15 protein-coding genes and 1 tRNA gene are annotated in these 18927 nt (G+C 72.0%); 13 read left to right on the plus strand and 3 right to left on the minus strand.

The annotated features are described in order from the left end of the window. The first annotated feature begins 50 nt into the window (after positions 1–50). The 3 genes from Q0795_RS07195 to Q0795_RS07205 all read left to right on the plus strand — a co-directional run bounded on the left by Q0795_RS07195 (position 51) and on the right by Q0795_RS07205 (position 4298). Positions 51–2741, plus strand: a complete 2691-nt coding sequence (locus Q0795_RS07195) for a transglycosylase domain-containing protein (protein ID WP_298888334.1) — start codon at positions 51–53, stop codon at positions 2739–2741. Between the two features lie 81 nt (positions 2742–2822). Beyond that, the gene (locus tag Q0795_RS07200) at positions 2823–3287 is read left to right on the plus strand and encodes a GatB/YqeY domain-containing protein (RefSeq protein WP_298888336.1); all 465 of its coding nucleotides are present in this window, start codon (positions 2823–2825) and stop codon (positions 3285–3287) included. Positions 3288–3305: 18 nt separating this feature from the next. After that, positions 3306–4298: a metallophosphoesterase gene (locus Q0795_RS07205; RefSeq protein WP_298888337.1), complete on the plus strand. Its 993-nt coding sequence runs from the start codon at positions 3306–3308 to the stop codon at positions 4296–4298. Here the strand turns inward: Q0795_RS07205 and Q0795_RS07210 are convergent. Next, positions 4295–5734, minus strand: coding sequence for an ATP-binding protein (locus Q0795_RS07210; protein ID WP_298888339.1), 1440 nt, complete (start codon positions 5732–5734; stop codon positions 4295–4297). The genes Q0795_RS07205 and Q0795_RS07210 overlap by 4 nt on opposite strands. Before the next feature lie 112 nt (positions 5735–5846). Between Q0795_RS07210 and Q0795_RS07215 the strand changes: the two genes are divergently transcribed. The 10 genes from Q0795_RS07215 to Q0795_RS07260 all read left to right on the plus strand — a co-directional run bounded on the left by Q0795_RS07215 (position 5847) and on the right by Q0795_RS07260 (position 17606). Further along, a tRNA-Pro gene (locus Q0795_RS07215) sits at positions 5847–5923 on the plus strand. A 252-nt stretch (positions 5924–6175) separates the two neighbouring features. After that, a complete protein-coding gene (locus Q0795_RS07220; RefSeq protein ID WP_298888341.1) occupies positions 6176–8473 on the plus strand; it encodes a hypothetical protein in 2298 nt (765 codons plus the stop codon). Then, positions 8470–11388, plus strand: coding sequence for an ATP-binding protein (locus Q0795_RS07225; RefSeq protein WP_298888343.1), 2919 nt, complete (start codon positions 8470–8472; stop codon positions 11386–11388). Before Q0795_RS07220 ends, Q0795_RS07225 begins: the two co-directional genes overlap by 4 nt. Then, positions 11385–11663 carry a hypothetical protein gene (locus Q0795_RS07230; RefSeq protein WP_298888345.1) on the plus strand — a complete coding sequence of 93 codons (279 nt, stop codon included), beginning with the start codon at positions 11385–11387 and terminating at the stop codon, positions 11661–11663. The genes Q0795_RS07225 and Q0795_RS07230 overlap by 4 nt, the downstream gene beginning before the upstream one ends. Before the next feature lie 149 nt (positions 11664–11812). After that, positions 11813–14797, plus strand: coding sequence for a DUF4040 family protein (locus Q0795_RS07235; protein WP_298888347.1), 2985 nt, complete (start codon positions 11813–11815; stop codon positions 14795–14797). Further along, positions 14794–15126 carry a sodium:proton antiporter gene (locus Q0795_RS07240; RefSeq protein ID WP_298888349.1) on the plus strand — a complete coding sequence of 111 codons (333 nt, stop codon included), beginning with the start codon at positions 14794–14796 and terminating at the stop codon, positions 15124–15126. The genes Q0795_RS07235 and Q0795_RS07240 overlap by 4 nt, the downstream gene beginning before the upstream one ends. Beyond that, entirely contained in the window at positions 15123–16637 is a 1515-nt protein-coding gene (locus Q0795_RS07245; RefSeq protein WP_366942457.1) for a monovalent cation/H+ antiporter subunit D family protein, read from the plus strand. Before Q0795_RS07240 ends, Q0795_RS07245 begins: the two co-directional genes overlap by 4 nt. Beyond that, positions 16634–17014 (plus strand): Na+/H+ antiporter subunit E, encoded by a 381-nt coding sequence (locus Q0795_RS07250; protein WP_298888351.1) that lies wholly within the window; start codon positions 16634–16636, stop codon positions 17012–17014. Before Q0795_RS07245 ends, Q0795_RS07250 begins: the two co-directional genes overlap by 4 nt. Then, on the plus strand, positions 17011–17271 hold the full coding sequence (locus Q0795_RS07255; RefSeq protein WP_298888353.1) for a transporter: 261 nt from the start codon (positions 17011–17013) through the stop codon (positions 17269–17271). The genes Q0795_RS07250 and Q0795_RS07255 overlap by 4 nt, the downstream gene beginning before the upstream one ends. Then, a complete protein-coding gene (locus Q0795_RS07260; RefSeq protein ID WP_298888355.1) occupies positions 17268–17606 on the plus strand; it encodes a monovalent cation/H(+) antiporter subunit G in 339 nt (112 codons plus the stop codon). The genes Q0795_RS07255 and Q0795_RS07260 overlap by 4 nt, the downstream gene beginning before the upstream one ends. 29 nt (positions 17607–17635) lie before the next feature. Here Q0795_RS07260 and Q0795_RS07265 read toward each other — a convergent pair whose 3' ends face one another. Both Q0795_RS07265 and recR read right to left on the minus strand, forming a co-directional pair. Then, a complete protein-coding gene (locus Q0795_RS07265; protein ID WP_298888357.1) occupies positions 17636–18196 on the minus strand; it encodes a DUF5063 domain-containing protein in 561 nt (186 codons plus the stop codon). Positions 18197–18273: 77 nt separating this feature from the next. After that, positions 18274–18891, minus strand: a complete 618-nt coding sequence (gene recR, locus Q0795_RS07270) for a recombination mediator RecR (protein ID WP_298888359.1) — start codon at positions 18889–18891, stop codon at positions 18274–18276. Between the last annotated feature and the right edge of the window lie 36 nt (positions 18892–18927).

The following is an 18927-nucleotide window of genomic DNA, read 5'->3' on the forward strand; positions in this document are numbered from 1 at the left end:
GCTCGGCGTGGGTCAAGGACCTCTCAGAAACCTCACGTACCGTGTCTGGTATGCGCTCTGCTCTCACTGTCGCACGGGTGACCTCCCTGCTCGGGGTCTTTCTGGCCGTCTCGATCCTCATGGGGATCATCGGTGCCGGTCTGCTGGCCCCGGTGGTGGGGGCCACCGGGCTCGCCGCCCGGGAGAGCGTCAGCATGTTCGAGGAGCTGCCCGGCGACCTGGAGCAGAACCCGCTGGCCCAGCAGTCCCGCATCCTCGCCGCGGACGGCACGATCCTGGCGACCCCGGCGACGCAGAACCGCATCATCGTCGAGAGCGACGAGATCAGCCAGAACATGAAGGACGCGCAGGTCGCCATCGAGGACGAGCGCTTCTTCCAGCACGGCGGTGCCGACGTCGAGGCGCTGGCGAGGGCCGTGGTGCAGAACTCCACCACCGAGACCACCCAGGGCGGATCGACCCTGACGCAGCAGTACATCAAGCTCGCCCTGCAGGACCAGGCGCTCAAGGAGGGCGACGCCGAGGCCTACGCCCAGACCCAGGCCCGGTCGGGCATGGAGGGCTACGTCCGCAAGCTGCGCGAGCTGAAGTACGCGATCACCCTCGAGGAGCGGCTCACCAAGGACGAGATCCTCGTCGGCTACCTCAATCTGGCGTTCTACGGCGACCGGGTCTACGGCGTCGAGGCCGCGGCACGGCACTACTTCAGCGTCAACGCCGCGGACCTCACGGTCGCGCAGTCCGCGCTGCTGGCCGGGGTCGTCCGCTCGCCGAGCAACACCAACCCGGTCGCCAACCCCGAGCTGGCGCAGGCGCGGCGCGACGTCGTGCTCGGCAACATGTACGACCAGGACATGATCACCGAGGAGGAGCTGGAGGAGGCCCGTTCGCAGCAGGTCGAGGACATGCTCGAGATCCGGGACAGCCAGCGCTCCTGCCTGCGCTCGGCCAACCCCTACTTCTGCGACTACGTCGAGGCCTGGCTGCTGGAGCAGCCCGCCCTGGGCAAGACCCGGGACGAGCGGTTGGAGAACCTCACCACCAACGGGCTCACCGTGCAGACCACCCTGGACCTCGAGCTCTCGGGCGAGATGAAGGACATCCTGCGCGACGCCACCCCGGAGGGCAACGAGTACTTCCTCGGCTCCGCCGCGACCGTCGTCGAGCCCGGCACCGGCAAGATCCTCGCCTTCAACCAGTCCTCGCAGTACGACCTCGAGGGCACCAACGACAAGGTCCGCGAGACCTCGGTCAACTGGAACGTCGACAACGCCTACGGCGGCCCGGGAGGTATGGCGATCGGCTCGATCGCGAAGGCGTACACCCTGGTCGACGCCCTGGAGAAGGGCGTGCCGGTCGAGGCCGACATCCGGGTGCGCGAGCCCGAGGACAGCACTTTCGGCAACGTCTGGCTCGAGGACCCCGAGGACCCGCCGACGTCGTACCCCCCGTCCGACGAGGTCTTCCCGGCCGGCATCTTCTTCCGGGACGACTTCGAGGAGGGCTGCACGATCGGGGAGGACCACTGGGCGGTCCGCAACGCCAACGACGAGAACCACGTCGACGAGATCACCCTGCGCAAGGCCTCGGCCCTGTCGGTCAACACCGCCTTCGCCACCCTGGCCTCCCAGGTCGGGACGTGCGACATCGCCGAGACGATGACCGAGATGGGCCTGCACGCGGCCAACGGCCAGGACTACGGGCTGGACCCGGGCAATGCCGAGACCACGCTCGCGCCGTCCCTGGTGCTCGGCGCCGACACCGCCAGCCCGCTGACCGTGGCGGCGTCCTACGCGACCTTCGCCTCGGGCGGCATCTACTGCCCGCCGGTGCCGGTCACGAAGGTGCTGGACGCCGACGGCGAGGAGCTGCCGCTGGAGCTGCCGGAGTGCGAGCGGGTCATCGAGGAGGACGTGGCGCTCGGCGCTGTGGAGCTGCTCGAGGGCGTCCTCAGCATCGAGGGTTCGGGCTGGCAGGCCATCCTGGACGACGAGCGCCCGGCTGGCGGCAAGACCGGCACCAACAACGACTCGACCGCCACCTGGTTCGCCGGCTTCACCCCGCAGCTGTCGACGGCCGTCTTCGTCGGCAACGTGCCGGCGGGGGCCCGCTACGACGGGGACCTCGTCGACATCACCATCGGCGGGGAGTACATCGAGGGGCCGCTCTTCGGCTCCTCGTTGGCCGCGCCCACCTGGAAGCGGATCATGGAGACCGCCTCGGAGGGCATGGACGTGCAGGGGTGGGACGAGCCGTCCAACGAGATCCTCAACGGCAAGCGCGTGACGATCCCCCGCGTGGTCGGCCTGGAGGTCGGGGAGGCGCAGGAGCGTCTCGAGGACGCCGGCCTCACCGGTGCCGTCGTGCGGGTCGGCTCCAACCGCCCGGAGGGCACGGTCGTCTACACCACGCCCGGGGTGGGGTCCTCGGTGCAGACGTCCGAACCGGTCACCCTGCACGTGTCCAACGGCTTCGAGCAGGCCGCGGCCCCGCCGCCCGCGCCCGTCCAGGCGGCCCCGCGGCGGAGCCAGCCGCAGCCACCTGCTCCGGCGTCGTCGCAGCCGTCCCCGGAGCCCGAGCCCACGCAGGAGCCCGAGCCGGAACCGACGCAGGAGCCCGAGCCCGAGCCGGAACCGACGCAGGACCCGGAGCCGGCGCCCGCCCCGACTCCCGACCCGCCCCAGGAGCCCCCGGGCACCGACCCGCCCGGCGACGACGAGGACGAGGACGGCGACGCCTGACGGACCGGACGCGCGCACCGGACGCGGTCGGGTCGCGCGGGACGCGTCTCGGGGCGGCGGCCGGGTGAGAGACTGGCAGGCATGACCGAGCAGACCGGCCTCAAGGCCACCCTCCAGCAGGACCTCACCGCCGCCATGCGCGCGCGAGACACGGTGCGCGCGGGCACGCTGCGGATGACGCTGTCGGCCGTGACCACCGAGGAGGTCGCCGGCAAGCAGGCTCGTGAGCTGTCCGACGACGAGGTGCTGCGGGTCATCACCAAGGAGGCCAAGAAGCGGCGCGAGGCGGCCGAGGCCTACACCGGCGCCGACCGCCCCGAGCTGGCCGCCCAGGAGGAGGCCGAGCTCGAGGTGCTGGAGGCATACCTCCCGGCCCAGCTGGGGGACGAGGAGCTGGCCGAGCTCGCGCGCGCGGCCGTCGCGGAGACCGGCGCGACGGACCCGCGCGGCATGGGCCAGGTCATGAAGGTCCTGCAGCCCCGGGTGGCCGGACGCGCCGAGGGTGGCCGGGTGGCCGCCGCGGTGAAGCAGGCGCTGGGCGCCTGAGCGAGGGCGCCCGAGTCCATGTCGCCCTCGACGGTATGCCGCCCGCTCACCGCAGCCCTCGCCGCCGCCCCGGTGGTCGGGGCCGGTCTGGCGGCCTACGCCACGTGGGTGGAGCCGCGGTGGTTCGCGCTCCGGGAGGCGACCGTGCCCTGCCTCCCTCCGGGCAGACCGGAGGTGCGGGTGCTCCACCTGTCCGACCTGCACCTCGTGCCGCGTCAGCACCGCAAGCGCGACTGGGTGCGGGGCCTGGCCGCGCTCGAGCCCGACCTGGTGGTCCACACCGGTGACCACCTGGCCGCGATGGACGCGGTGCCGGCGGCGCTCGACACCTACGGCGAGCTGCTCGACCGCCCGGGCGTCTTCGTCCTGGGGTCGAACGACTACTACCCGCCCACGGCGAAGAACCCGCTGCGCTACGTCAACGACAGCCACCGCAAGGGCGCCGACCTGACACCGCGACGGCTGCCGACACAGGACCTCGTGGACGGGCTCGCGGCACGGGGCTGGACCGACCTCACCCACCGCCGGACGCGCCTCGACGTGGGCGGGATCCGACTCGAGCTGGTCGGCACCGACGACGGCCACCTCGGGCTGGACGACTACGCCCGCGTGTCCGCCCCGGCCGACCCGTCCGCGGACCTGACGGTCGGCGTCACGCACGCGCCCTACCGGCGCGTGCTCGACCCGATGGCCGCCGACGGCGCGCGCCTGCTCATCGCCGGGCACACCCATGGCGGCCAGCTGCGGGTGCCCGGGTACGGCGCCCTCGTCACCAACTGCGACCTCGACACCTCCCGGGCCCGTGGGCTGTCGCGCTGGTGGCCCCGCGCGGGGGCGACCCCCTCACGGCTCCGGTCCCGCGCGACGCCCTCCGCCCACCCGCCGTCGGACGCGGCCTGGCTGCACGTCTCGGCCGGCCTCGGCGGCAACCCCTACACGCCCTTCCGCTTCTGCTGCCGGCCCGAGGCGACGCTGCTGACCCTCTCGGCCGGCGTCTCGCCTCAGCCCTAGGTGTCGTCGTCCCCGCCGCCCTCCTGCCACCCGGTCAGGTCCGGTGCCGCACGACCCTCCTCGCCGCCGGGCCTGCTGTTGCCGAGCAGCACGCGGGTGAGCTCCTCCTGGCTCGCCAGCAGCCCGTCGAGGGCGCGGCGCAGATGCCCGTCCCCTGGCTCCTCGCCCGACATGGCCGCCACGAGCACGGCCCGACGCACCAGCTCCTTGACGAAGGAGGCCGTCATCCCTGCGGTCCGGCGCGCGGCGTCGGACAGCGCCTCCTCCCCGAACGTCAGATCGGCCTGGTAGAGCTCCAGCAGCCGGCGCCGGCCTGCCTCGTCGGGCAGCGGGATCTCGACAGCCAGGTCCACCCGCCCGGGCCGCTGGACCAGGGCACGCTCCAGCGCCTGGGCGCGGTTGGTGGTGAGCAGGAAGGTCACGTCGGCGTCGCTGTCGAGGCCGTCCATCGCGTCCAGCACCTCGAAGAGCAACGGGCGACCTCCCGGTCCCCTGCTGCGGTCCTCGGCGACCAGGTCGCAGTCCTCCAGGACCACGACGGCGGGTTGGAGGGCCCGGGCCAGCGACGCGGCCGGCGAGATGTAGCCCAGGGACTCGCCGGCGAGCAGCACCACCGTGTGATCCGGGCTGCGGGAGATGAGGTGCCGGACCGTGTGCGTCTTGCCGGTGCCCGGAGGTCCGTAGAGCAGGAGGCCGCGCTTGAGGTGCTGTCCGTGACGTCGGAGGGTGTCGGCGTGCTCGGCGATGCCGCTCACGTGCGCCGCGATCCGGTCGAGCGAGCCGGGCGGCAGGATGACCTGCTCCTCGGTGACCTCGGGCCGGGGGAGGAAGGTCACCCCCTGAGACTCCGGGCCGTACCCCGAGGACTCGAAGGCGATGACCTGCCCGCGCAGCACGCTGCGCTCCAGCGCCACCTCGCGCAGCTCGTCCAAGAGCCCCGCCCGGGTGTCCTCATCGGCGCAGAGGAGCTCCAAGGTCCCCCTGTCCCGGCCGTACTGCCGGTTGCTCTTGCGCTGCATGACCACCACGGGATGGCCGCCGTACCGGAAGAGGCGCAGCCCCAGCCCGATCGCCCGCCGGTGCTCGTGCGGGCCGACGGCGACCGAGACGTAGTCCACCTGCCCGACCGACACCCGTCCGTGGTCACCACCGACGAGGTCTCCGAGGGACACGTGATGGCGCATGTCACCACCCCCCACCCCGATCTGCGAGGCCTCTGGGTCGCGCCCTGCGACCTCGGCCAGCGCGACGTCCCAGTCGGCATACCGGTGGTTCATCACCTCCTCCGTCACCACGGCCACCTCCGCGACCGGCGTGCCGAGGTATGCCGTGAGCCGGTCCGCGAGCGGCTCTCCTCCGCGCTTGCCCGTCGAGCGCCGAGCGAGGTCCACCGCCTCGGCGAAGGTCTGGAGGAATCCCCTGACGTCGTCGTCCATGCCACCCAACCTACGGGCGGCCTCGGACAGTCCTGCGGATTTAGCCGCGACGGCGGGCGTGGGCTATCCTTGCGGACGCTGCGCGCGGCCCTCGGGGTCGGCGCACGAGCCACGGGGTGTGGCGCAGCTTGGTAGCGCGCTTCGTTCGGGACGAAGAGGTCGCAGGTTCAAATCCTGTCACCCCGACCACCTGATGTCGGCAGACATCGCGAACAGCGGGCCCTCCAACTGAAGGTCCGCTGTTCTGTGTTTTCCGTGCCCTTTTCTCAGCGCGACCCTGGCCCCCCGGCTCGCATTTCCCTGGAATGCACCGAGGCCCCGCGGTCGCACACAGCAACGGCGTTCTTTACCAAGTCTTTACTCAGCCAAGAATCTCCGCCAGACTTCCCAGCGTGCGGGGCAGCCCACCCGAGGACTGCCCCCATGGCAGGGAGGCGACCCATGCATGGAGCGGCAACGACTCTGGAGCCGGTGCGCGAGGGCACCCTGGGCTGGTTGGGGTGGCAGGACAGGGTGCTCGCGGCCGAGATCGTGCCTCCCCCGCGGTGGGACGAGAACCCTCCGGACATGGACGCCATCCGGGGTGAGGTGGGCCGCGAGCACGATGACGCCAGCGCGCTCCACGACCGCGCATCGGCCAACATCGCGTACTTCGGCGCGGCCTACACGCGGGGCTTCGCCGCTGTCGTCATTCCTCTCGTCCTGGTGGCGGCACTGGTCCTCTGGACCCAGATCACCGGCTCGGGGGTGCCCACGAGGGACGAGCTGGCCACGCCCGAGTCCCTCGACATCGGTCCGGTCACCGGCGTGCTGGTGTTCCTGGTCCTCGCGGCACCCTGGACCGGAGCCGTGGCCTGGCGCGCCAGGGCCCGCCTCGCTGCGACGAAGCGGGTGGGCCTGATCCTCCGGGGCCTCCTGCTGTGGACGCTCGCCCTGGTGCTGGCGCCGTTCACCTTCGGCCTCTCCTTCGTGGTGGTCCCGGTGGCGGTGGGTGCCTTCGTCCTCCTGGCCCGCCCCAAGGTCGTGCTCGCGCACGACCCGACACCCCGCAAGGACCCGCTCCCGCTGCACCGGCTCTACCGTGAGTCCCGTGACCAGCAGCGGACCGCGGCCAAGGTCGTCCGTGGCAGCGAGCGTCGGGTCCGTCAGCTGCACGCCCAGGCCACCCGTGACTACGAGTCACGGCTCAGCGACTTCCGCGCCAGGAAAGATGCCTGGTCGCCCTTCGAGGTCCTGCCGCTGCCCGAGCGGCAGGACGTGCTGGTCATCGGTGGCTCGGCCGTGGAGCGGGGCGACCTCCTCCACCACCTCGGCGCGGCCGTCGAGCAGGACGGTGACACGTTCTGGGTCCTCGACCTCGAGGGACGCTCCGCCTCCTCCCGGCTCCTGCTCGAGGCGCGCCGACACGGCCGTGACGTCCGCGTGCTGCACGCCGGCGACGAGGCGGCGTTGTCGCAGCTGCTGGACGATCTGGACCACATCCGGGCCGGTCGGCGCTCGCTCCTGGTGGACGTGCTGTCCTCCGGGATCGCCTACGACGCCCAGGGCCGGGTCAGCTCCCGGTCCAGGGAGGTGCGGGACACCCTCCGTCGCCTGACCGGCGTGCTCCGGGAGCAGCACGACGCGGTGAGGGCGGCCGACCTCCACCAGGCCATGCAGGTCCTGCTGGGCCGAGGTCAGCAGACGCAGAGCAGCACCACCGACGACTTCACCCTGGGAACGGCCCCGGAGGTGGCGACCCACGAGGCCCTGAGCTCGGCCTCGGTCCATGCCGTACGAGAGGCCTTCACCCAGCAGGACCGGCAACAGTTCCACGCTGCCTGGGACGACGTCCGGCTGAAGCTGGAGAGCCTCCTGCCGGAGGACGACAGCCCGACCTCCGGGGAGCGGTGGGACCCCACGGCCAGCCTCGGGGTCAGCGTGGTCGACCTGCACCTGCACGACGCGGACCGGGAGCTGCGCACGGCAGTGCTCGCGTCGATGCACCTGGAGCTGCTGCGCACGGTGCCGGACGTGCGGCCTCGGGCCCTGGCGGTGATGGGTGCCGAGGCGCTCCCGGTGGAGCTGCTGCGTCAGCTCTCGGAGGTCTGCGCCTCGCTCGACGTCCAGCTGCTGCTCTTCTTCGGCGAGCTGGTGCCGGAGGTGCAGTCGCTGGCCCGCGGCCGCAGGGTCGTGGCCGCCTTCGGTGGCCACGGCGCCACCGCCGCGGAAGAGCTGGCGGACATCTTCGGCAAGGAGTGGATCGACCGGGTGCAGGCCTACCAGACGTCCTGGTCGGAGTCCGAGGCCCAGAACCGCTCCGAGACCTCCGGGCGCTCGTTCTCCCAGACGGGCTCGGACCAGACGGGCGGGCAGTCCGGCTCCTCCGCCGGCGGGTGGACCAGCGGGAGCACCTGGGGGCGGTCCTCCTCCCAGTCCCGTGGCACCGAATCCTCCCGCACGGACGGGGAGACCACGACCCAGCAGCGGGGAGGGTCGGAGACCCGGCAGGTGCAGTACGAGCGTCGGGTCACGGGCCAGCACCTCAGCGCCCTGCCCCCCTACACGCTCCTGGTCAAGCGCGGAGACACCGTGCACACCGCGGACGTCAAGGCAGACCTGGCCCTCCCCCCGCAGCTGCTCTCGCGCATGGCCCAGGCCAGAGCGGTCAGCGCCGAGGCCCCGGCCGAGCTCCCCGGCCACCTGCCCGACAGCCGGGTCGCCAGTGAGCAGCAGGCTGACCGGATGCAGCCTTCGTGAGCGTCGAGCACTCGGCAACCGTGGAGCTTCTCCGGCGGCTGTTCGACCAGGGGGAGACCCCGATGCAGGCCGTCCGCTACACCTCGGTGCCGAAGCTGGACCGGACCACGGCGCTGGTGCAGCTGAGCTCACCGCTGAGCGCGGCGTACCAGGCCGGCGCCAAGGTGTTCTCGCTGTGGGACCACGAACCCCACGGACCGTTCAGGGTCTACGTCGGAGGCACCCGCGGCTTCCCCCGCACGACCGCGGGTGCGGCCACCGGCCCCGGGGTGCTCTTTCCCCCGGGAGCCGGAGCCGAGCCGGCCGGAGACCCCGCGCTCACCCTGGCGCCCCGCCTGGACACCCCGTGCTGGGTGCGCGTCGGCGGGGTGCTGGACCCCACCACGCCCACCGCGGACCCCGAGATGCTGGAGGACCACGCGCCCTTCCTGGGTGATGCCGACTTCCGGCTGCTCACCATCGCCGTACCGATGGACCCCCAGGCCGTCGTCCAGGAGCAGGACCGCGTGCGTCGGGTGCTGCACGGGGAGTCCGAGCGGCTGGAAACCGGGTGGGGGGAGCTGACGCGCCGACGCCATGCCGGCCGGCTGGAGCAGCTCACCCGGGCTCTGGCGGGTGGTCTGTGGCGGGTCCACCTGCTGTGCGGGGCGCCCACCGCGGAGGAGGCTGCACGGGTGGCTGCGCTGTGGGCCACGAGCAGCCGTCCTACCGGCCCGGCGGGTCATCTGCTGGCGCCCAGCTCGACCCCGGCCGACCTGCGCACGACCCTGGCCTCCTCGGTCAGCACCGATGACCCGTTCGCCCTGAGCAGCCCGTTCGTCGCCGGCAGCGACGCCCTGGCAGCGTGGTGCCGACCACCGGTCCAGGAGGTGCCGGGCGTCGCGACGCGTTCGACCAACCCCTTCGACGTGGCTCACCCCGGGTATGGCGAGGTGGACGTCGGCGAGCTTCTCGACGTGGCCTACGCCCCCGTCGGCCGTCTGCGCATCCCGCTCGACAGCCTGGCCCGGCACACCTTCGTCCACGGCGCCACCGGAGCCGGCAAGAGCCAGGCCACGCGGCACCTGCTCGGCGAGCTGTCCCGTGCCGGGATCCCCTGGGTGGTCCTGGAGCCGGCGAAGCAGGAGTATGCCGCCGGGATGCAGCACCGGCTCGGCGCGCTCGGCGACCAGGTCGCCGACCCGGCGTTGCGCCAGGTGCACGTGATCCGCCCGGGCGACCCCGAGGCGACCCCGGTCGCCCTGAACCCTCTCGAGCCCGACCCGCGCTCCTCCTACCAGGCGCATCTGGACGTGCTGCTCGATCTCATGGTGGCGGCGTTCGACGCCGACTCCCCGTTCCCCGAGGTCCTCGCCCAGGGGATCGACCTGGCCGTTCGGCGGTCGGGCTGGGACCCCGCACTGACCGCCCCGGTCCAGTCACTGGCGCGGCACTACCGCACCGGCCGCCCGGCATACCCGGGCATCCCGGACCTGGTCAGGGCGTGCCACGAGGTCATCGACTCCAAGGGCTACGGCCGTGAGGTCGCCGGCAACGTGCACGGTTTCGTCGACATGCGGCTGGGCACCCTGTCGACCGGCACCAAGCGCGCCGCGTTCTCGTCGGGCTACCCGCTGTCGGTGGACCGGGTGCTGCGGCGCAACGTGGTGCTCGAGCTGCAGGACCTGGGCACCGACGCCGACCGAGCCCTCTACATGGGACTGTTCCTCTCCCGGCTGGCTCAGGCAGCCCGGGCCAGGCACCGGTCCGAGCCACGCCCCGGGGAGGTCCGCAACGTCGTGGTGGTCGAGGAGGCGCACCGGTTGCTGCGCCACCCGGATGACCTCCAGGGAGCGGCCGCCCGGGCGGTGGAGAGCTTCACCGACCTCCTCGCCGAGGTCCGCAGCCAGGGCGTGGCCCTCGTCGTCGCCGAGCAGATCCCCCGCAAGATCGCCCCCGACGTGGTGAAGAACACCGCGGTGAAGTGGATGGGGCGCACACCCGCCCAGGACGACCGCGACCTCGTCGGCGCCGCCATGGGCCTGACCACGACGCAGTCTCAGCAGGTGGTGTCGCTGCCCCCGGGGGTCTTCGCGGTGCACACCGACCACGACGACTCCCCCCTGCTGGTCCGGTTCCCGCACGTGCCAGAGCCAGGGGGCCTCGCGGCGGCCGACCCGGCCCCGCTGGTCGAGGACCTGCCGCCCTGGACGGGGCGCGCTCGCTCGCCCGGTTCGGCTCGGCAGCGCGACATGGCCTGGGCCGCTCAGGTCGAGGCCAACCCGCGGCTGGTGCTGCTGTGCGAGCTGACCGTGGCCGCACACCTGGTGCACACCCCCCTGCCGGTGGTGGCGGCCGACCAGCGTCACCAGCTGCTGGGGGGACTGAGACTGCCGGAGGGAGCCGTGGCGCTGGACGTGGCGGTGGGGTCCCTGGTCCGCGCCGCCGTGGGCGCCCGACGTCAGGTGCTGGGGCCCTACGCCCCCGAGGACCTGTGCGAGGTGGCTGCAGCGGCCGTACGTGGACGTCTCGACGGTGACGGACCTGCCGTCCCGGACGGACGGTGGTGCGCGGCGTACGAGATGTGGGCCTGGATCAAGGCGCAGCTGCAGGCGTCGGACCCGACCGGGCCGCCCCACCCGCAGACGGCGACCTGGCAGCAGTGGGGGGCCGACTACGTGTCGGGCGACACCGCCGGCGAGCAGCTCGCGCGGCTGGAGCAGGCCCTGGACCGGCGTGCCGACGAGCGCGCCACCGTGCTGCTGGGTTCGGCCCGACCCGGGGCTCTGGAACGCGCGGTGTCCAGCACCGGCTACAGCCCCGAGCGTGGGCTGCGGGTGCTGCTGGGCTGGGTCGAGAAGCGCTCTCTGAGCGACCTGCGCCCGCTCCTGACCTCGGTCATCGAACACGCACGCCCACCCGGAGGAGCACCATGAGCGAGATCGACACCGGCGCCGACCAGATGCCGCCCGTCGAGCCGACCGAGCCCGTGACGGAGCACGACGACCCGGTCGTGGACGTCGACGACGGGACGGCCCCGGCCGGCGAGAACGACTACGGCTTCTACGGTGACGGACCGCAGCAGGGCACCCTCGAGCTCGCGGACGACGTCGACGGCTTGTACGCCGACGGACCTCAGCAGGGGGTGGTCACCCCGGACCAGCCCGGCACCCTCTTCTCCGACGACCCGTTCGGGTCGCGCACCCCCTGAGGCGTGTGGGGTAGAGGGCACAGCCCTGCACAGGTCGCTCCTCGCGACGACCCCCCCGTCCTCGGCGTCGGGCTTGGTAGCCTGCTGTTCATGATCCGCCCGGCCGACCGTTGCCCCACTGGCACCGGCCTGTCCAGGGCGGGTGCTCGGTGAGCCTGCTCTGGACCCTCGTCATCTCCGCGGTGACGGTCCTCGCCACCTTCCCGCTCACCCGCTTCCTCGGTCGTCACGCCGGCTGGCCGATCGCCGCGCTCTACCTCGCCGCCGCGGCCGCCTACTGGCCCGCCGCGACGCAGGTCATGGCCGGCGACACCCCGACCTGGTCCATGCCGTGGGTGCCGACCCTGGGCCTGGAGCTGTCGCTGCGCGCGGACGGCCTCGGCACGGTCTTCACCTTCATCGCCCTGGTCATCGGCGCGATCGTGCTCGCCTACTCCACGGCATACCTCAAGCCGGGCCGCAACCTCACCTTCTACTTCTACATGGCGATGTTCACCGTCTCCATGGTCGGGCTGGTGCTGGCGGACGACCTCATCCTGCTGTTCCTGTGCTGGGAGCTGACCAGTCTCGCCAGCTTCTTCCTCATCGCCCGGTCGGGGTATGCCGGCGAGGCCGCCTCGATGCGCACCCTGCTCATCACCTTCCTCGGCGGGCTCGGGCTGCTGGCCGCGGTCACCGCGATCATCGTGCGCACCGGCACCACGACGCTGTCCGAGGCGCTCGCGCACGAGGTCTGGGACACCAGCCCCGGCTTCACCGCCGCCGTGGCGCTGCTCGTCATCCTGGCGGCCTTCACCAAGTCGGCCCAGTTCCCCTTCCACGTCTGGCTGCCCGACGCCATGGCCGCCGCCACCCCGGTCAGCGCCTACCTGCACGCCGCCGCCGTCGTCAAGGCCGGCATCTTCCTGCTCATGCGCTTCTCCCCGGCCTTCCACGACGTGCCGGTGTGGAACGTCCTGCTCATCACCACCGGCCTGGTCACCTGCGGGATCGGCGGCTGGTTCGCGCTGCAGAAGACTGACCTCAAGAAGCTCATGGCCTACTCCACGGTCAGCCAGCTCGGCCTCATCGTCGCCACCATCGGCGTCGGCACGGAGTATGCCCTCGCCGCCGCCATCCTCCACGTCATCGCGCACGCGCTCTTCAAGTCCGGGCTCTTCATGATGGTCGGCGTGGTCGACCACGCCACCGGCACCCGCGACGTGCGACGCATGCCGGTGCTCTCCAGCGCCATGCCGGTGGCCTTCTGGGTCACCGTGCTCGGGTGCGCCTCGATGGCCGGCGTCCCGCCCATGCTCGGCTTCGTCTCCAAGGAGAGCATCCTCACCTCGATGCTCGACTCCCCCTTCGGCGCGGTCGCCTCCTGGGCCGCCTTCCTGGGGGTCGCCCTCACCGCGGTGCTGACCTTCGCCTACTGCGCCAAGATCGTCTTCAACGGCTTCTACGACGGACGCGGCCAGGCCAAGTGGCCCGAGGACCGCCCGTTGCACACCACCCCGTGGGCCCTCGGGACCTTCGCCGCCATCCCCATCGTCGTCGGCCTGCCGCTGGCCTTCGTCGTCGGCATCCTCGACACCCCGGTGGGCCGGGCCACCGCCGCCATGCTCCCCGCCGGCGCCGAGGAGCCGCACCCGCACCTCGCCCTGTGGCACGGCGTCAACCTCGAGCTCATCACCTCGCTGGCCATCATCGGCGTCGGCGTCCTGGTCATCCTGCGCCGCCGCTTCTTCTTCCCGGCCCGCGAGCACGACACCTTCTCCTTCGACGGCGCCGACGTCATCCGGGTCATCAACGACACCGCAGCCGACATCGGCAAGTCGCTGGGTGCCCTCGCCCGCGCCGACAACCCCACCCGGCACGTCGCGGTGCAGTTCGTCGCGCTCGCCGCCCTCGTGCTCGGCGGCGTGGGCGTCCTCGTCGCGCGCGACGAGCTCCTGCCGGTGCAGGAGGGGCTGGCCAGCCCGGTCGACGCGGTCGTGCTCGTCATCATCGCCGGGGCCGTGGTCGTCCTGGGGCGCGCCAGCTCCCGGCTCGCCGCCGTCGTCGCGCTCTCCACCATCGGCGCCGCCGTCACCGTCCAGATCTTCGCCCTCGGCGCACCCGACGTCGGCATGACCCAGCTCCTCGTCGAGGCGCTCACCGTGCTGATGATCATGCTCGTGCTGCAGCGCCTCCCCCAGACCTTCGGTCGCGGACCGCGGTGGGGCAACCAGGCCGCGCTGGCCCTGGCGCTCGTCGGGGGGCTGTCGGCCGGGGTGGCGACCTGGGCGTTGACCGGCCGACGCGACCGCAGCGAGATCGCCATCTGGTACCTCACCGAGGGCCCGGTGGAGACGAGCGGCGACAACGTCGTCAACACGATCCTGGTGGAGTTCCGTGCCCTCGACACCTTCGGCGAGCTCACCGTGCTCGGGATGGCCGCGGCGGCCATGGTCGCCATCCTCTCCACGGTCCGCGACCGCTACCTCGACCCTCCCCCGGAGGCGGACCGCAACTACGTCGCCCCCCCGGAGGTGCCGCTGCAGGCCGAGGGGTCCACAGCACACCGCGCCATCGCCGAGGCCTGGGGCAACGCCGTCCCGATGCAGATCATGGTCCGCGCCACCGCGCCGCTGCTGGCGATCATCTCCGCGATCCTGTTCCTGCGCGGTCACAACTCCCCGGGTGGGGGGTTCATCGCCGCGCTCGTGGGGTCCTCGATCGTCGCGCTGGTCTACCTCGCGACCTCCCGCGACCGCAGCATCGGGCCGCCCCGGCTCCCGCTGCGCCTCGTCGCGCTGGGCGTGCTCATCGCCATCGGCACCGGCATCTGGGGCATGCTCGGTCATGCCTCGTTCCTCGAGCCGCTGTACGGCTACATCTTCGACATCCACGTCGCCACCTCGATGGTCTTCGACCTCGGTGTCTACCTCGCCGTGCTCGGCCTCGTCATGGAGGCCTTCAACCTGCTGGGCGCCACCGGGGGCCGTGAGGGCACCCGGGAGCGCGCCGACGAGTCGGTCGAGGGCGAGATCAGCGGTCCGATGGACACCTCCCGCGGCGAGCGGTATGCCGAGACCCGCCTCGGGATCCCCGGTCGCAGGTCGACGTACCTCCAGCAGGATCTGCCGCCGAGGCGCGGAGGTGGCCAGTGATCCTCCCCATCACCGTCGGCGTGCTCACCGCCGGAGCCATCTACCTCATGCTGCAGCGCGGGATGGTGCGCATCATCTTCGGCCTGTCGCTGCTCGCGCACGCCGCCAACCTGGTCATCCTCTCCGCGGGCGTCACCGCCTGGCGCGGTGAGCCCTTCCCCGACGCCGCCGGGGCCGCGGACGCCGGTGACCCCCTGCCCCAGGCCTTCGTCCTGACCGCGATCGTCATCGCCCTCGCCGTGACGGTGCTCATGCTCGCCATGGCCGTCATCGGCCACAACGACGACACCAAGCGGATGCCCGAGACCGGGGAGACCCACCGCCGATGATGACCGCCGCCCTTCTCCCGTTCCTCGCGGTGCTGCCGATCGCCGCGTCCGCCGCGACCGTGCTGTGGCGCAACCCGACGTGGCAGCGCATCTGGCTGCTTGCCATACCGGTGCTCACGGGGCTCGGCGCCCTGGACCTGCTGCTGCAGCACCGCGAGACCCCGGTCATCGCGGAGAACGTCGGCGCCTTCGTGCCCGGTGTGGCGATCCCCTTCGTCTCCGACACTCTCAGCGCACTGATGATCCTGGTGACCTCGTTCACCGTGCTCATGTGCCTGTTCTTCATGACCATCACCGGGGAGAACCGCTACCGGCTGGTGACCCCCCTCGTGCTCATGCTGCTCGGTGGGGTCAACGGCGCCTTCCTCACCGGTGACTTGTTCAACCTCTTCGTCTTCGTCGAGGTCATGCTGCTGCCCAGCTACGCCCTCATCGCGGTGACCGGCACGTGGCGGCGCCTCGGGGTGGGCCGGACCTTCGTCATCGTCAACCTGCTGACGAGCACGATCCTGCTCATCGGTGTCGGCCTGGTCTACGCCACCGCCGAGACGGTCAACCTCGCGCTCCTCGTCGGGGCCGGCAGCGACCCGCGCACCATGCTCAGCTCCGGCGTCGTGCTGCTGGCCCTGTCGATCAAAGCCGCCATCGTGCCCCTGCACACCTGGCTGCCGCGGACCTACCCCGCCACCTCGGCCTCCGTCATGGCGCTCTTCAGCGCCCTGCACACCAAGGTCGCGCTGTACGCGCTGTACCGAGTCACGTCCACGCTCTACGAGGGCCAACCCCCGTGGATCATGATCCTCGCGGTCCTCGTCGGTCTCTCGCTCGTCGTCGGCTCCTACAGCACCTTCAGCGAGAGGGTCATGCGGCGGGCCCTGTCGTGGCAGATGGTCGCCGGGGTCGGGCACATCCTGCTGGGGCTCGTGCTGTTCACCCAGTTCTCCCTGGGCGCCGGCATCTTCTACATGATCCATCACATCATCACGATGGGCGCCCTCATCCTCGGGGCCGGGGCCATCGAGCAGACCTACGGCTCGGGCCGGTACGAGCGGCTCTCGGGCATCATCCGCCGCGACCGTCTGCTGACCATCGGCTACGCCCTCGCGCTCATGTCGCTCATCGGGCTCCCCCCCAGCTCCGGCTTCTTCGGCAAGGTGGGTCTCGTGCAGGCCTCCGCGCAGGCCGGTGGCGCGTGGCAGGCGGTCTTCGTCACGCTGATCTTCGTCGGTGCCCTCGGCTCGCTCGTCGCCATGCAGCGGCTGTGGGTCGGTGTGTTCTGGGGCCCCGACATGGAGGACTACCTCCCCGACTCGCCGGAGACCGGCCGCGGCGCCACCGTCGCGCTGACCGACGACGTCCGGGTCACCCCCCGGCTCCTTGCTCCCATGGCCGTACTGGTCATCACCCAGCTCGCGATGTTCGTCTTCGCCGGACCGATCATGCAGGTGACCACCCGGGCGGCCCAGGGCCTGGTCGACCTGCAGCCCTACGTGCAGGCGGTGACCGGATGATCCCCAACCCGCTGCGCATCGGGGTCTACGGCGGCTGGCTGGCCGGCGAGGTCGTCCGCGGCGCCCTGCGCATCGGGGTCGACGTGGTCACCCCGGGACTGCGCATGTCACCCGCGATCGTGGCGCTCCCGCTGCACTGCGAGACCGACCTGGAGATCAGCACGATGGCCTCCTCCATCACCATCACCCCCGGCACCATCACCCTCGGCATCGCTCCCCGCACCGGCGACTCGCCCCCCACCCTCTACGTCCACGCGCTCTACGGCGAGGACCGCGACTCCGTCATCGAGGAGCTGCGGGACATGGAGCGCCGGCTGCTCGTGATGACGCGCGGGCGTCGGTCAGGGGAGCAGGCGATGGAGGGAGAGCTGTCATGACCTTCATCGTGTGGACCACCGTGGCGATCCTGCTGCTCGCGGCCGTGCTGGGGCTCGTGCGGGTGCTGCTCTCGCGGGACGACGCCTCGGTCGCCGCGGTGAGCGACCTCGCCTACTTCTGCGCCGTCGGGATCTTCCTCATGGTCGGGCTGAACGCCGAGTCGATCGTCCTGCTCGACGTCGCCTCCCTCGCCGCGCTCGTCGGCATCCTGGCGACGGTGTCGCTGGCCCGGATCCTCACCAGGGGGCGCCGATGACGCTGCTGCTGACCATCCTCACCGGCGTGCTGTGCATCGGGGGCGCCATCTTCGTGCTGCTCAGCGCCATCGCCATGCTGCGCTCACGGGACGGCCTGTCCCGGATCAACGTGCTCTCCAGCGCGACCGGCATGGGGTTGCCGTGGATCGCGACAGGGGTCTACATCCAGCACGTGGTGGTGCACGGCTTCGACGTCATCACCCTCATCAAGCTGATGGTCGCCATCGCCGGCTTCATCATCATGAGCTCGGTCGCCTCCAACGCGCTCGGCCGGGCGGCCTACCGCTCGGGTGCCCCCCTCGATCCCGCCACGGACCCCAACGAGCTGGCCTGACCCCGCTCACCGGGCATCGCCCCTCGTCGTCAGGTGACGGCGTGCAGCGCGGCGAGCTCGGCCTCCATGACCTGCTCGTCCGTGGCGTCGAGGCGGACGTGCGCCAGGAGCGTGTGCAGCACGCGCAGCGCGGCGGCGGCGCGCTCGCCCCAGGAGGAGAGGTAGCTGAACTGCCACCACCACATCGCCTCGGTCGGGCGTCCGGCGAGGTAGTGCTCCTGGCCGTGCGCGAGGTCGGCCGCCACGGCGACGAGGTCGTCCGAGAGCGAGCCCCGCGTCACCTCGCCGGTGATGACGGGGTCCTCCAGGTCGCAGTAGTCGTCCAGACCGCCCAGCAGCGTGTGCAGGCCCTCACGGACCACCTCGAGATCGGCATCCGGGCCGGCGTCCGGCTCGAAGCGCTCGGGGGGAACCACGTCCACCAGGGCCCCCAGCCGCGCCCCGGCGGCGCACAGCTGCCCCACGCTGAGGAGGAGCAGCGGCAGCGCCGACTCGGCAGCCTCGCCCGAGGCCACCTCCTCGAGACTGCTGAAGTAGGCGGCCACCTCGGCGTGCATGTTCTGCGCCGGCTGTGTCCAGTCGTCGACCATGACCCCACCCTAGAGGCAACCGGACGCGCGCGCTGGGCGTGCTGCGCGGCCCTCCCCACCGCTCCGCCGTCGGCGGATCAGGGCGCGGTGGTGCCCGTGGAGATCATCCGGCGCCCCTCGAAGGCACGCCCGAGCGTGACCTCGTCGGCGTACTCGAGGTCGCCACCGACGGGCAGCCCCGAGGCCAGGCGACTGACCCGCACCCCGTCGTAGGGCTTGAGCAGGCGGGCGAGGTAGGTCGCGGTCGCCTCGCCCTCGAGGTTGGGGTCGGTCGCGATGATGACCTCGGCGACCTGGCCGTCGGCGAGCCTGGCGACCAGCTCGCGGACCCGCAGGTCCTCCGGGCCCACGCCACCGATGGGGTTGATGGCCCCGCCGAGCACGTGGTAGCGGCCGCGGAACTCCCGGGTCCGCTCGACGGCGGCGACGTCCTGGCTCTGCTCGACGACGCAGATCATGCTCGGGTCGCGCCGGTCGTCCAGACAGATCCGGCAGCGCTCTGCCTCCGCCACGTTGCCGCAGACCTCGCAGAAGCGCACCTTCTCCCGGATCTGCAGCAGGGCCTCGGCGAGGCGGGTGATGTCCTCGGGGTCGGCCGCGAGCAGGTGGAAGGCCATCCGCTGGGCTCCCTTGGGGCCCACACCGGGCAGCCGCCCCAGCTCGTCGATCAGGTCCTGGACCACGCCTTCATACACAGCAGGCCACTGTATGCCGTGCCACCGACACCCGCG

Source organism: uncultured Serinicoccus sp. (assembly GCF_947487915.1).
Classification (GTDB): Bacteria; Actinomycetota; Actinomycetes; order Actinomycetales; family Dermatophilaceae; genus Ornithinicoccus.

Bases quoted from the DNA above. Each gene is read 5' to 3' on its own strand.
- Q0795_RS07195 (WP_298888334.1), top strand. From the start codon at position 51: ATGCGCTCTGCTCTCACTGTCGCACGGGTGACCTCCCTGCTCGGGGTC.
- Q0795_RS07200 (WP_298888336.1), top strand. From the start codon at position 2,823: ATGACCGAGCAGACCGGCCTCAAGGCCACCCTCCAGCAGGACCTCACC.
- Q0795_RS07205 (WP_298888337.1), top strand. From the start codon at position 3,306: ATGTCGCCCTCGACGGTATGCCGCCCGCTCACCGCAGCCCTCGCCGCC.
- Q0795_RS07210 (WP_298888339.1), bottom strand. From the start codon at position 5,734: ATGGACGACGACGTCAGGGGATTCCTCCAGACCTTCGCCGAGGCGGTG.
- Q0795_RS07220 (WP_298888341.1), top strand. From the start codon at position 6,176: ATGCATGGAGCGGCAACGACTCTGGAGCCGGTGCGCGAGGGCACCCTG.
- Q0795_RS07230 (WP_298888345.1), top strand. From the start codon at position 11,385: ATGAGCGAGATCGACACCGGCGCCGACCAGATGCCGCCCGTCGAGCCG.
- Q0795_RS07245 (WP_366942457.1), top strand. From the start codon at position 15,123: ATGATGACCGCCGCCCTTCTCCCGTTCCTCGCGGTGCTGCCGATCGCC.
- Q0795_RS07250 (WP_298888351.1), top strand. From the start codon at position 16,634: ATGATCCCCAACCCGCTGCGCATCGGGGTCTACGGCGGCTGGCTGGCC.
- Q0795_RS07255 (WP_298888353.1), top strand. From the start codon at position 17,011: ATGACCTTCATCGTGTGGACCACCGTGGCGATCCTGCTGCTCGCGGCC.
- Q0795_RS07260 (WP_298888355.1), top strand. From the start codon at position 17,268: ATGACGCTGCTGCTGACCATCCTCACCGGCGTGCTGTGCATCGGGGGC.
- Q0795_RS07265 (WP_298888357.1), bottom strand. From the start codon at position 18,196: ATGGTCGACGACTGGACACAGCCGGCGCAGAACATGCACGCCGAGGTG.